Below are 12,599 nucleotides of genomic sequence, written 5' to 3' on the forward strand. Positions count from 1 at the left end.
TGCCGACACATCGGGCCGGGTCCGGCGGATTGTGTTGCTGCGGACGGCCGACACGCCATAGAGTCGCCGAACGTCGGCATGGTGCCACGCTGACCTGTCTAGAAGTTCCCTGGTCACCAAGGAGGTAAGACGACTTGTGAATGAGTCGACATTTACTCCCGGGGGTGGTCAACCAGGAATGCCTGCACGGGCCCACGGCCCGGGGCGTCTCGAGGCTGTCGGCTCCGTCGCCGTACGTACCTTCGAAGCCGCCCACCAGAGTCCGCAGGCAACTCTGACAGCACACATGAGTATGGATGGCCAACACGTGAACGCCATGGCCGGCGACGGAAGTGGCGCGCCCCGCAACCACTTCGCCGACTACGACGAACTGCCCGAGGGGCACTTCTACGACCCGGACGCGGAGTACGAGCCGGATCCCGAGTACGCCGCCACGCTCGCGCCCGACGCGGCCCGCCAGCGCCGTGAGCGCATCGGTCCGACCGGACGCCCGCTGCCGTACTTCCCGATCCCGGGCCCGCTGACCGATCACGGCCCCGCGAAGATCATCGCGATGTGCAACCAGAAGGGCGGCGTGGGCAAGACCACGTCGACCATCAACCTGGGTGCCGCGCTCGCCGAGTACGGGCGCCGGGTGCTGCTCGTCGACTTCGACCCGCAGGGCGCGCTGTCGGTCGGGCTCGGCGTCAACCCGATGGAGCTCGACCTCACCGTCTACAACCTGCTCATGGAGCGGGGCATGGCGGCCGACGAGGTGCTGCTGAAGACGGCGGTCCCCAACATGGACCTGCTGCCCAGCAACATCGACCTGTCGGCGGCCGAGGTGCAGCTGGTGAGCGAGGTCGCGCGCGAGTCCACGCTGCAGCGCGCGCTGAAGCCGCTGATGGACGACTACGACTACATCGTGATCGACTGCCAGCCCTCGCTCGGCCTGCTCACGGTCAACGCCCTGACGGCCGCGCACAAGGTGATCGTGCCGCTGGAGTGCGAGTTCTTCGCGCTGCGCGGTGTGGCCCTGCTGACCGAGACGATCGAGAAGGTCCAGGAGCGGCTCAACCCGGACCTGGAGCTGGACGGCATCCTCGCCACGATGTACGACTCGCGCACGGTGCACAGCCGTGAGGTGCTCGCGCGTGTCGTCGAGGCGTTCGACGACCACGTCTACCACACGGTCATCGGGCGCACCGTCCGCTTCCCGGAGACCACGGTCGCCGGTGAGCCGATCACCACGTACGCCTCCAACTCCGTCGGCGCCGCCGCCTACCGCCAGCTCGCCAGGGAGGTGCTCGCCCGGTGTCACGCCGAGTGAGTCTGCCGGGGGCCGACGAACTCTTCCGTACGACAGGGGGGATGGCGCTCCAGGCGTCCACCCCGCGGCGGCCGGCCAACGGCGAGGCACGCGTGCCGGCGCCGGCGGGGGAGAGCGACCAGGCCGCCGCCGAGGACGCGCCGCAGTCGGTGCCCGCGCAGGGCGGCGACGGCGAGGGCGCCGAGCACGCGGCGGCGGACGCGGAACCGGGCTCGGCGGGCGAGTCGCGCAGCCGGGGCGCGGAGCGCTCCGCACGGCCCTCCGTGCCGGGCGCGGGCGCGCAGGAAGGTTCTGCCACCGCCCAGCCCCGCAAGCGCGGCGGCAGGGCGGCCGCACGCCGCCCCAGCGGCCGTGAGCGCCACGACGAGAAGATCACCGTGTACGTCTCCGCCGAGGAGCTGATGGACCTGGAGCACGCCCGCCTGGTGCTCCGCGGAGAGCACGGCCTCGCCGTCGACCGGGGCCGCATCGTCCGCGAGGCGGTCGCCGTGGTCCTCGCCGACCTGGAGACCCGTGGGGACGCCAGCATCCTCGTACGACGGCTGCGCGGGCGGTAGCGGTAGCCTGCGGGGGCCATGACCTCGAACGACGCCTCCAGCCCCGGCCCCCGCGCCGCCCGTCGGCGCGCGCTGGGGCGGGGGCCCGGAGAAGCCCCGGGGCCCGCACCCACCCCCGAGCAGGAAGCACCGCCCCGCCCGGCGCCCGCGCCGGCCGCCGTCGAGCCGCCGGAGCCCCGACCGGAAGCCGCGCCCGCAGAGATCCCGCCGGAGGCCTCGCAGTCCGAGGCCCTGCTTCCCGCCGCGACCGCCCCGGCCGACGCCTCCCGCGCGCAGGGTCCGGAGACCGGGCCGCCGCCCCGCGCGGCGCTCGGTGAGGCGGACGTCGCCGATGTGCCGCCGGAGCGCCTGCCGGACGCCGCGCCCGCCGGGGTCTCGCCGGAGGCCCCGCGCCCCGAGGCCGCGCCTCCCGACGCCTCCCCCGCGCAGGGCGCGGAGGGCGGCGGTGACGCCGACGGTGTCTTCAAGGTTCGGCTCGCCAACTTCGAGGGGCCGTTCGATCTGCTTCTTCAGCTGATCGCCAAGCACAAGATGGACGTCACCGAGGTCGCGCTGTCCAAGGTGACCGACGAGTTCATGGCGCACATCCGGGCGATGGGGTCCGACTGGGACCTCGACGAGACCACCGAGTTCCTGGTGGTCGCCGCCACCCTGCTCGACCTGAAGGCGGCCCGGCTGCTGCCCGCCGCCGAGGTCGAGGACGAGGCCGACCTGGCACTTCTCGAGGCCCGCGACCTGCTCTTCGCGCGGCTGCTCCAGTACCGCGCGTACAAACAGATCGCCGAGATCTTCAACGAGCGGCTGGAGTCCGAGGCCCGCCGCTACCCCCGTACCGTCGGCCTGGAACCCCACCACGCCGAGCTGCTGCCCGAGGTCGTCATCAGCATCGCCCCCGAGGGCTTCGCCAAGCTCGCCGTGAAGGCCATGCAGCCCAAGCCCAAGCCGCAGGTCTACGTCGAGCACATCCACGCGCCCCTGGTCAGCGTCCAGGAGCAGGCCCAGATCGTGGTGGCCCGGCTCCGGGAGCTGGGCGAGGCCAGCTTCCGCGTGCTGGTCCAGGACACCGCGGACACACTGACCGTCGTGGCCCGCTTCCTGGCCCTGCTGGAGCTGTACCGGGAGAAGGCCGTCGAACTGGACCAGGAGACCGCGCTCGGCGACCTGCTGGTGCGCTGGACCGGCGGTGACGAGGACGCCGCACCGGTGGTGACCGACGAGTTCGACCGGCCGCCGGAGAAGACCGAGGAGGAGCGGAAGGCGTGAGTGAGCAGACGACGGAGGCCGTGCGCGCACCGGAGGGCGTCGCCGGCCTCGACCTCAAGCCCGCACTCGAGGCCGTCCTCATGGTCGTCGACGAGCCCGCGACCGAGGAGCAGCTGGCGAAGATACTGCAACGCCCCCGGCGGCGCATCGCGGACGCCCTGCGGGAGCTGGCCGACGAGTACACCGTCCAGGGCCGCGGCTTCGAGCTGCGCCTGATCGCCGGCGGCTGGCGCTTCTACACCCGCCCCGAGTACGCCGCGGCCGTCGAGGGCTTCGTCCTGGACGGCCAGCACGCCCGCCTCACCCAGGCCGCGCTGGAGACCCTCGCCGTCGTCGCCTACCGCCAGCCGGTCAGCCGCAGCCGCGTCTCCGCGGTGCGCGGCGTGAACTGCGACGGTGTGATGCGCACCCTCCTGCAGCGGGGTCTGGTCGAGGAGGCGGGCACGGAACCCGAAACAGGTGCGATCCTGTACGTGACGACGAACTACTTCCTGGAGCGGATGGGCCTGCGCGGCCTGGACGAGCTCCCGGAGCTCGCGCCCTTCCTCCCGGAGGCGGCGGCGATCGAGGCCGAGACGCTGGAAGGGGTCCCGTCGTTCGATCCGGACGCCCCGGATACCGAGGACGCAGACGACAAGACGGAACTTTGATGCGAAGCAGCAGCGGCAGGAACAGCAGCGGAAACAACGGCGGGAGCCGTGGTGGCAACAGCGGCGGCCGCGGCGGGAGCAGTGGTGGCCGCGGTAACTACCGCGGCGCCGGAAACAACCGCGACGACAAGCCGGGCGGCCGGCCGAAGAAGCCCCGCCCGGAGGAGCGCCGGTACGACGTGGGCCCCGGAGCCTCTCCCGAGGGCCCCAAGTCCGGGCGCGGCGGCGCGGCCCGCGGCGGCGCCAAGGGCGGCCCCAAGCGGCCCCAGCAGCGCGGCCGCTCGGCTCCGGCCACGTCCCGCGAGTACGAGACGCGGGCCGAGGAGCGCAACCGCGAGCGGTACGCGGGCAAGAAGGACGTCAAGCTCCCGAAGACCTTCCCCGGCGCCGAGCAGGAGGGCGAGCGGCTGCAGAAGGTCCTCGCGCGCGCGGGCTACGGCTCCCGGCGCGCCTGCGAGGAGCTGATCGAGCAGGCCAGGGTCGAGATCAACGGCGAGATCGTGCTGGAGCAGGGCCGCCGCGTCGACCCGGAGAAGGACGAGGTCAAGGTCGACGGCCTGACCGTCGCCACGCAGTCGTACCAGTTCTTCTCGCTCAACAAGCCCGCCGGCGTCGTCTCCACCATGGAGGACCCGGAGGGCCGCCAGTGCCTCGGCGACTACGTCACCAACCGTGAGACCCGGCTCTTCCACGTGGGCCGGCTCGACACCGAGACCGAGGGTGTCATCCTGCTCACCAACCACGGTGAGCTGGCGCACCGCCTGACCCACCCCCGGTACGGCGTGAAGAAGACCTACCTCGCGCACATCGTGGGCCCGATCCCGCGGGACCTCGGCAAGCGCCTCAAGGACGGCATCCAGCTGGAGGACGGGTACGCGCGCGCGGACCACTTCCGGGTCGTGGAGCAGACCGGCAAGAACTACCTGGTCGAGGTCACCCTCCACGAGGGCCGCAAGCACATCGTCCGCCGGATGCTGGCGGAGGCGGGCTTCCCCGTCGACAAGCTGGTGCGCACCGCCTTCGGCCCGATCACGCTGGGCGACCAGAAGTCGGGCTGGCTGCGGCGGCTGTCCAACACGGAGGTCGGGATGCTGATGTCGGAGGTCGAGCTCTGAGCGTCCTGGGCGTCCCCGCAGGGTTGTCCTGACCGGCCCACCCTCTTTATAGTCCTAGTGACTATTAAAGGGGGTGGGCCGTTCTGCACGGCTACGACAAGCACGCCTTCGAACCCTTCGCCGTCACCGTCGATCTCGCGGTCCTCACACTGCGCGCGGGCGCGCTGCACGTGCTGCTCGTCGAGCGCGGCCAGGAGCCCTACGCCGGCCGCTGGGCGCTGCCCGGTGGCTTCCTGCTGCCGGACGAGTCGGCGGAGACGGCCGCCCGGCGCGAGCTGGCCGAGGAGACCGGCCTGGCGGACGTGACCGGGCTGCACCTGGAGCAGCTGCGGACCTACAGCGAACCCGGCCGCGACCCCCGGATGCGCGTCGTCTCCGTCGCCTTCGCCGCGCTGCTGCCCGACCCTCCCGAGCCGCACGCCGGCACCGACGCCGCCGAGGCCCGCTGGATGCCGTACGACGAGGCCCGCGGCCTCGCCTTCGACCACGACCGGATCCTGGCCGACGCCCGGACCCGCGTCGGCGGCAGGCTGGAGTACACCTGCCTGGCCACCGCCTTCTGCCCGCCCGAGTTCACGCTGGGCGAGCTGCAACAGGTCTACGAGACCGTGTGGGGCGCTCCTCTCGACCGGCCCAACTTCCGCCGCAAGGTCCTCGCCACCCCGGGTTTCGTGGAGCCCGTCCCCGGCGCCGCCCGGCTGACCGGCGGACGCGGCAAGCCCGCCGCGCTGTACCGCGCGGGCCCTGCCACCACCCTGCACCCGCCCCTGCTCCGCACCCCTCGGGAAGGACGCCCCGCATGACCACGAAGACCGTCACCAAGCGCGCCGCCACCGGAGCGCTCACCGGCCTCGCCCTCGGCGACGCGCTGGGCTTCCCGACCGAGTTCAACGACGTCCCGGCGATCCTCGCCAAGTGCGGCCCATGGCGGGAGATGACACTGCCGGACCCGGCCTACGTCACCGACGACACGCAGATGACGCTGGCGCTGGGGAAGGGGCTGCGGACGGCCATGGACCGCGGGGCCCTCGCGCCCGAGGGGATGGCCGAACCGGTACGCCAGGAATTCATCGCCTGGAACCGCTCGCCCGAGAACAACCGGGCCCCGGGCAACACCTGCCTCACGGCCTGCGGCCTCCTGGAGCGGGGCGACCGCCCCTGGCAGGACGCCAGCCAGATCCACTCCAAGGGCTGCGGCGCCAACATGCGCGTCGCGCCCATAGGCATCGTCCCCGGTCTGAGCGACGAACAGCGCGCGGGCGCCGCCCAGTTGCAGTCCGCGCTCACCCACGGCCATCCCACCGCGCTCGCCGCCTCCGACCTGACCGCGCACGCCGTACGGCTGCTCGCCGAGGGGGCGGAGCCGACCGGACTGGTCGGGCTGCTGCGCTCGTACGCCTACGACAACCGCGGTCGCTACCACGAGCGCTGGCTCGGCGACCTGTGGACCCGCGCCCAGGACCCCACGCCCGAGCACTTCATCGCCCGCGGCTGGGACGAGTGCCTGACGACCCTCGACCGTCTCCAGCAGGCCGTGCGCACCGCCTCGCCCGAGACCGACCCCTGCCTGTCCGTCGGCGAGGGCTGGATCGCGGAGGAGGCCATGGCGGCCGGGCTGCTCTGCTTCCTGCTCTTCGTCGACGAGCCGCTGACCGCCCTGCGCCGCGGCGCCTGCACCTCGGGCGACTCCGATTCCATCGCCTGCCTCGCGGGCGCGTTCGCCGGCGCCCACCTGGGTGCCGACGCCTGGCCCACCGACTGGGCCGACCGCATCGAGTACCGGGACGACCTGCTCTCCCTGGGCGCGCTCTGGGACGCTTGAGCCCATGATCGACGCCCACAGCATCGGCCCGGCATCGGCCCGGCCGCGGGATGGCCGGGCAGCCTGTCAGCGCTGAAGGGCTGAGGCGCGGCGGGTGCGCAGGAGGAAGTCCTCCACCCGGCGGCGGTCCGGTTCGGCGGGGAGGGGGCTGCTGTGGGCGGCCTGCTCGCCCTCCCGGGCCAGGCGGGTCATCCGGGCCTCCACCTCCGGCCAGGGGACCTCGCCGCGCTTCACGGCGAGCAGCGACTCGCGCCGGTCGCCGACGTCGATGGTGAGCGTGCCCGTGCGCAGCAGGTCGCGCGCGGACTCCAGGAGGCGCAGGAGGTGCATCGCGTGCTTCCAGCGCGGGGCGCCGTGCGTGCGGACGTCGGCGTCCAGTTTGCGGCGCTGGCCGTGCGCGTAGCCGGTGAACGTCTCGTGGGCGCGGCGGGAGAGGAACGCGTCGTGCAGGGACAGCAGTTCACGGCCCGTGGCGTCGGCGTACTCCACCAGCGGCGAGTGCAGGCACTCCAGGACGTTGGGGTTCGCGCGCAGGGCCAGCTCGCAGAAGCGCTCCAGCTCCCAGGAGAACTGCTCGTCGGCCGGGCCCTCCACATGCGCCGGCGGCTTCTCGAAGCGCCAGAAGAGGGGTGTGGGGGCGAGGAAGACGCCCCGGCGGTCGGTGTCGCTGTCCTCCGTCGCCAGGCCGAAGGCGCGAGAGCCCATGACACAGGCGTAGACCGTGTGGTCGCGCACCAGCAGCTCGGGGTCCATGCCGGGGAGCGTACGCGGGTGCCTCACGCCAGGCGGACCGATTTTCCCTCCACCGTGATCCGCTTCCCGGGCAGTGGTTCGGTCGCCGGTCCCTGCTCCACCGAGCCGTCCGCGACACTGAACCGGCTGTTGTGACAGGCGCAGTCGATGGTGCCGTCGCGCACGTCCGACACGATGCAGCCCTGATGGGTGCAGACCGCGGAGAACGCCCTGAAGTCGCCCGGTTCCGGCTGGGTCACCACGATCTTCTGCTCCGCGAGGACCCTGCCGCCGCGCACCGGGATGCCGTCCGTCGTCGTCAGCTCCTGGCCCGGGGAGGTCTCGGCGCCCCCGGAGTCGTCGCCTCCGCCGCAGCCGACGGCGAACGCCGCCGCCCCCGCCGAGATGAGGGCCGTACGACGCGTCGGGCCGTGATGCATGGGTCACTCCGGGAGGCGTGGGGGAGGAGATGCCGGTCGGGGCCAGCGTCTCAGGGGGCGGGCGCCCGGGGCCGGTACCCGGCGGGCTGACTAGGCTGGACGGACCAAGAACCGATACACGCGTCAGCAACGTCAGCGAGGAGCATCGCCGTGGCGGTACGAGCGGTCCGGGGCGCCGTCCAACTGGAACGGGACGAGGCCGGGCACATGGACGAGCAGGTCGCCGCCCTGCTGACCGCCCTCATGGAGCGCAACGGCCTGTCGGCCGACAGCCTGATCAGCCTGTGGTTCACGGCCACCCCCGATCTGCACAGCGACTTCCCGGCCGCCGCCGCCCGCGGGCTCGGCATCACCGACGTGCCGCTGATCTGCGCCCAGGAGCTGGACATCGAGGGCGCCATGCCCCGCGTCGTCCGGGTCCTCGCCCACATCGAGTCCGACCGGCCCCGCGCCGACATCGCCCACGTCTACCTCGGCGCCGCCGCGGCCCTGCGCAAGGACATCGCCCAGTGAGAACCGCACTCGTCATCGGCACCGGCCTCATCGGCACCTCCGCCGCCCTCGCGCTGACCCAGCGCGGCGTCACCGTCCACCTCTCCGACCACGACCCCGAGCAGGCCCGCACCGCCACCGCGCTCGGCGCCGGCACCGACGAGGCGCCCGAGGGCCCCGTCGACCTGGCGATCGTCGCGGCCCCGCCCGCCCTGGTGGCCGACGTCCTCGCCGACGCCATGGGACGCGGCGCCGCCCGCGGGTACATCGACGTGGCCAGCGTCAAGGGCGGCCCCCGGCGGGAGCTGGAGGCCCGCGGCCTCGACCTGTCGTCGTACATCGGCACGCACCCCATGTCCGGCCGCGAGAAGTCCGGCCCGCTGGCCGCCACCGGCGACCTCTTCGAGGGCCGGCCCTGGGTGCTGACCCCGACCCGGGACACCGACACCGAGGTGCTGAACCTCGCCCTGGAGCTGATCTCGCACTGCCGCGCGGTGCCGGTGGTGATGGACGCGGACGCCCACGACCGCGCCGTGGCCCTCGTCTCACACATGCCGCACCTGGTCTCCAGCATGGTCGCCGCCCGCCTGGAGCACGCGGAGGAGGCCGCCGTACGGCTGTGCGGCCAGGGCATCCGCGACGTCACCCGGATCGCCGCCTCCGACCCCCGGATGTGGATCGACATCCTCTCCGCGAACCCGGGCCCGGTCGCCGACCTGCTCACCGACGTCGCCGCCGACCTGGAGGAGACCGTACGGGCCCTGCGCGCCCTGCAGTCCTCCGACGAGGACAAGCGCCTGGAGGGCGGCACCGGTATCGCCTCGGTGCTGCGGCGCGGCAACGCCGGACAGGTCCGCGTCCCCGGCAAGCACGGCTCCGCCCCGCGGGCCTACGAGACCGTGGCCGTCCTCATCGACGACCAGCCCGGCCAGCTGGCCCGCATCTTCGCGGACGCGGGGGTGGCCGGCGTCAACATCGAGGACGTGCGCATCGAGCACGCGACCGGCCAGCAGGCGGGTCTGGTGCAGCTCATGGTGGAGCCGAGGGCGGCCGCCGTCCTCACGGCGGCACTCAAGGACCGGGGCTGGGCCATCCGGCAGTGATCCGGTAGCTCGTACGGCTGTAAGAGGGGCCCCGCGGACCCAGTAACCTTGTGCGGGACGCGCTCGCGTCCCGCACACCACCCACCGCACCGCACCAGGAAGGTGTCCCCTCGTGGAAAACGGCGCCGCCCCGACCGTCCCGGCCGTGATTGTCGCCATCGACGGCCCCTCCGGCACGGGCAAGTCGAGCACGTCGAAGGCCGTGGCCGCGCAGCTCGGCCTGAGCTACCTGGACACCGGTGCCCAGTACCGGGCGATCACGTGGTGGATGGTGACCAACGGCATCGACACCGACGACCCGCACGCGATCGCCGCCGCGGCGGGCAAGCCCGAGATCGTCTCCGGCACCGACCCGCTGGGCCCGGCCATCACCGTCGACGGCGTGGACGTCTCCGGCCCGATCCGCACCCAGGAGGTCACCTCCAAGGTCAGCGCGGTCAGCGCCGTCCCCGAGGTGCGGACCCGGATCACCGAGCTGCAGCGCTCCATCGCCGCCGCCGCGCCGCTCGGCATCGTCGTCGAGGGCCGCGACATCGGCACGACCGTGCTGCCGGACGCCGACCTGAAGATCTTCCTCACCGCCTCCGCCGAGGCCCGCGCCGCCCGCCGCAGCGGCGAGCTGAAGGGCGCCGACGTCAACGCCACCCGCGAGGCCCTGATCAAGCGGGACGCGGCCGACTCCACCCGGAAGACCTCCCCGCTGGCCAAGGCCGGCGACGCGGTCGAGGTGGACACCACCGCCCTCACCCTGCCGCAGGTCATCGAGTGTGTCGTCACCCTCGTCGAGGAGAAGCGGGCAGGGAAGTGACCGAGGTCCCTTCGGCGCGGGGCGCCGAGGTCGGGCGGCGCATCGGCGTCGGCCTGATGTACGGGCTGTGGAAGCCGCGCGTGCTGGGCGCCTGGCGGGTCCCCGCCAGTGGCCCGGTGATCTACGCCGTCAACCACTCGCACAACATCGACGGCCCGATGGTCATGGGCGTCGCGCCCAGGCCGACGCACTTCCTGATCAAGAAGGAGGCGTTCATCGGCCCGCTCGGACGCTTCCTGACCGGCATCGGCCAGCTCAAGGTGGACCGCCACTCCACCGACCGCACCGCCATCGCGCAGGCGCTCGGCGTGCTGGAGAACGGCGGCGTGCTGGGTATCTTCCCGGAGGGCACGCGGGGTGTCGGCGACTTCGCCTCGCTGCGCGCCGGGCTCGCCTACTTCGCGCTCCGCAGCGGCGCCCCGATCGTCCCGGTCGCGGTGCTGGGAAGTACCGACCGTCCCGGACGGTTCATAAAGGCGCTGCCTCCCCTGCGCGCGCGGGTCGACGTCGTCTTCGGCGACCCGTTCGACGCGGGCGACGGCAGCGGGCGCCGCACCCGCAAGGCGCTGGACGAGGCCACCGAACGCATCCAGAAGCAGCTGACCGCGCACCTGGAGAATGCCAGGCGGCTCACCACCCGCTAGGCGACACTTGAGTAGTGGATCACCCAGTACAGGGGTGTTCCACCGATCACCACGATGAACGAGGTACGGACTTCATGAACGACCACATCCACTCCGAGGGCTCGGGCGAGGAGCACGACCACGGGGCGCTCGGCGACGCCGAGTACGCGCAGTTCATGGAGCTGGCCACCGACGAGGGCTTCGACATCGAGGAGGTCGAGGGCGCGATCGAGGAGGCCGGGCACGGCCCGCTGCCCGTCCTCGCCGTCGTCGGCCGCCCCAATGTCGGCAAGTCGACCCTCGTGAACCGCATCATCGGCCGCCGCGAGGCCGTCGTCGAGGACAAGCCGGGCGTCACCCGCGACCGCGTCACCTACGAGGCCGAGTGGGCCGGCCGCCGCTTCAAGGTCGTCGACACCGGCGGCTGGGAGCAGGACGTCCTCGGCATCGACGCCTCCGTGGCCGCGCAGGCCGAGTACGCCATCGAGGCCGCCGACGCGGTCGTCTTCGTCGTGGACGCCAAGGTCGGCGCCACCGACACCGACGAGGCGGTCGTACGGCTGCTGCGCAAGGCCGGCAAGCCCGTCGTGCTGTGCGCCAACAAGGTGGACGGCCCGAGCGGAGAGGCCGACGCCGCCTACCTGTGGTCGCTGGGCCTGGGCGAGCCGCACCCGGTCTCCGCGCTGCACGGCCGGGGCACCGGCGACATGCTGGACCAGGTCCTGGAGGCCCTGCCCGAGGCGCCCCGCGAGTCCTTCGGCGGTGTCGTCGGCGGCCCCCGGCGCATCGCCCTGATCGGCCGTCCGAACGTCGGCAAGTCCTCGCTGCTGAACAAGGTGGCCGGCGAGGAGCGCGTCGTCGTCAACGAACTGGCCGGCACCACCCGCGACCCGGTCGACGAGCTGATCGAACTCGGCGGCGTGACCTGGAAGTTCGTCGACACGGCGGGCATTCGCAAGCGCGTCCACCTCCAGCAGGGCGCCGACTACTACGCCTCGCTGCGCACCGCCGCCGCCGTCGAGAAGGCGGAGGTGGCCGTCATCCTCATCGACGCCTCCGAGTCGATCTCGGTCCAGGACCAGCGGATCGTCACCATGGCCGTCGAGGCGGGCCGCGCGATCGTCGTCGCCTACAACAAGTGGGACACCCTCGACGAGGAGCGCCGCTACTACCTGGAGCGGGAGATCGAGACCGAGCTGGGCCAGGTGGCGTGGGCGCCGCGGGTCAATGTCTCGGCGCAGACCGGCCGGCACATGGAGAAGCTGGTCCCCGCGATCGAGACCGCGCTGGCCGGCTGGGAGACCCGCGTCCCCACGGGCCGGCTGAACGCCTTCCTCGGCGAGCTGGTCGCCGCCCACCCGCACCCGGTGCGCGGCGGCAAGCAGCCCCGCATCCTCTTCGGCACGCAGGCCGGCACCAAGCCGCCGCGCTTCGTGCTCTTCGCCTCCGGCTTCATCGAGGCGGGCTACCGGCGGTTCATCGAGCGCCGGCTGCGCGAGGAGTTCGGCTTCGACGGGACGCCGATCCACATCTCGGTGCGGGTGCGCGAGAAGCGCGGCGCGAAGAAGAAGTAGCGGTCGCAGGACGTGAGAGAGGGGGACCCCCGCCGGGGGGCCCCCCGCGAACCTCCAGCCCGGGGGCGGCCGGCCCCCCCCGCGGGGGGCGGGGGGCCGGGGGGTTATTAA

Annotated in this window: 14 protein-coding genes; 12 read left to right on the forward strand and 2 right to left on the reverse strand. The window is 72.8% G+C overall.

The annotated features are described in order from the left end of the window. Positions 1-178 precede the first annotated feature (178 nt). From ACFW01_RS35820 to ACFW01_RS35850, 7 genes are all read left to right on the forward strand, one after another. The gene (locus tag ACFW01_RS35820) at positions 179-1,309 is read left to right on the forward strand and encodes a ParA family protein (RefSeq protein ID WP_234960752.1); all 1,131 of its coding nucleotides are present in this window, start codon (positions 179-181) and stop codon (positions 1,307-1,309) included. Further along, positions 1,306-1,866 (forward strand): hypothetical protein, encoded by a 561-nt coding sequence (locus ACFW01_RS35825; RefSeq protein ID WP_234960850.1) that lies wholly within the window; start codon positions 1,306-1,308, stop codon positions 1,864-1,866. Before ACFW01_RS35820 ends, ACFW01_RS35825 begins: the two co-directional genes overlap by 4 nt. Before the next feature lie 18 nt (positions 1,867-1,884). Further along, positions 1,885-3,129 carry a segregation/condensation protein A gene (locus ACFW01_RS35830; protein ID WP_234960753.1) on the forward strand — a complete coding sequence of 415 codons (1,245 nt, stop codon included), beginning with the start codon at positions 1,885-1,887 and terminating at the stop codon, positions 3,127-3,129. Further along, positions 3,126-3,779, forward strand: coding sequence for an SMC-Scp complex subunit ScpB (scpB, locus tag ACFW01_RS35835; RefSeq protein ID WP_234960754.1), 654 nt, complete (start codon positions 3,126-3,128; stop codon positions 3,777-3,779). The genes ACFW01_RS35830 and scpB overlap by 4 nt, the downstream gene beginning before the upstream one ends. Continuing rightward, positions 3,779-4,894 (forward strand): pseudouridine synthase, encoded by a 1,116-nt coding sequence (locus ACFW01_RS35840; protein ID WP_125490792.1) that lies wholly within the window; start codon positions 3,779-3,781, stop codon positions 4,892-4,894. The genes scpB and ACFW01_RS35840 overlap by 1 nt, the downstream gene beginning before the upstream one ends. An 83-nt stretch (positions 4,895-4,977) precedes the next feature. Continuing rightward, on the forward strand, positions 4,978-5,697 hold the full coding sequence (locus ACFW01_RS35845) for an NUDIX domain-containing protein (RefSeq protein ID WP_161327358.1): 720 nt from the start codon (positions 4,978-4,980) through the stop codon (positions 5,695-5,697). After that, positions 5,694-6,716, forward strand: coding sequence for an ADP-ribosylglycohydrolase family protein (locus ACFW01_RS35850; RefSeq protein WP_234960756.1), 1,023 nt, complete (start codon positions 5,694-5,696; stop codon positions 6,714-6,716). The genes ACFW01_RS35845 and ACFW01_RS35850 overlap by 4 nt, the downstream gene beginning before the upstream one ends. Positions 6,717-6,782: 66 nt before the next feature. Here the strand turns inward: ACFW01_RS35850 and ACFW01_RS35855 are convergent, their stop codons facing one another. Both ACFW01_RS35855 and ACFW01_RS35860 read right to left on the reverse strand, forming a co-directional pair. Then, on the reverse strand, positions 6,783-7,469 hold the full coding sequence (locus ACFW01_RS35855; protein WP_234960757.1) for a DNA polymerase beta superfamily protein: 687 nt from the start codon (positions 7,467-7,469) through the stop codon (positions 6,783-6,785). Between the two features lie 23 nt (positions 7,470-7,492). Further along, a complete protein-coding gene (locus tag ACFW01_RS35860) occupies positions 7,493-7,888 on the reverse strand; it encodes a Rieske (2Fe-2S) protein (protein WP_234960758.1) in 396 nt (131 codons plus the stop codon). 150 nt (positions 7,889-8,038) lie between these two features. On the opposite strand from ACFW01_RS35860, the gene aroH reads away from it, so the two are divergent. The 5 genes from aroH (at position 8,039) to der (ending at position 12,488) form a co-directional block, all read left to right on the forward strand. Next, complete coding sequence (gene aroH, locus ACFW01_RS35865; RefSeq protein WP_234960759.1) at positions 8,039-8,401, forward strand: chorismate mutase; 363 nt, start codon at positions 8,039-8,041, stop codon at positions 8,399-8,401. Then, a complete protein-coding gene (locus ACFW01_RS35870) occupies positions 8,398-9,483 on the forward strand; it encodes a prephenate dehydrogenase (RefSeq protein WP_234960760.1) in 1,086 nt (361 codons plus the stop codon). Before aroH ends, ACFW01_RS35870 begins: the two co-directional genes overlap by 4 nt. A gap of 112 nt (positions 9,484-9,595) precedes the next feature. After that, on the forward strand, positions 9,596-10,291 hold the full coding sequence (gene cmk / locus ACFW01_RS35875; RefSeq protein ID WP_125490800.1) for a (d)CMP kinase: 696 nt from the start codon (positions 9,596-9,598) through the stop codon (positions 10,289-10,291). Further along, on the forward strand, positions 10,288-10,935 hold the full coding sequence (locus tag ACFW01_RS35880; protein ID WP_234960761.1) for a lysophospholipid acyltransferase family protein: 648 nt from the start codon (positions 10,288-10,290) through the stop codon (positions 10,933-10,935). Before cmk ends, ACFW01_RS35880 begins: the two co-directional genes overlap by 4 nt. Before the next feature lie 74 nt (positions 10,936-11,009). Continuing rightward, positions 11,010-12,488: a ribosome biogenesis GTPase Der gene (gene der / locus ACFW01_RS35885; protein ID WP_234960762.1), complete on the forward strand. Its 1,479-nt coding sequence runs from the start codon at positions 11,010-11,012 to the stop codon at positions 12,486-12,488. Positions 12,489-12,599: the final 111 nt, after the last annotated feature.

It is taken from the genome of Streptomyces sp. NPDC058985 (assembly GCF_042740985.1).
GTDB lineage: Bacteria > Actinomycetota > Actinomycetes > Streptomycetales > Streptomycetaceae > Streptomyces.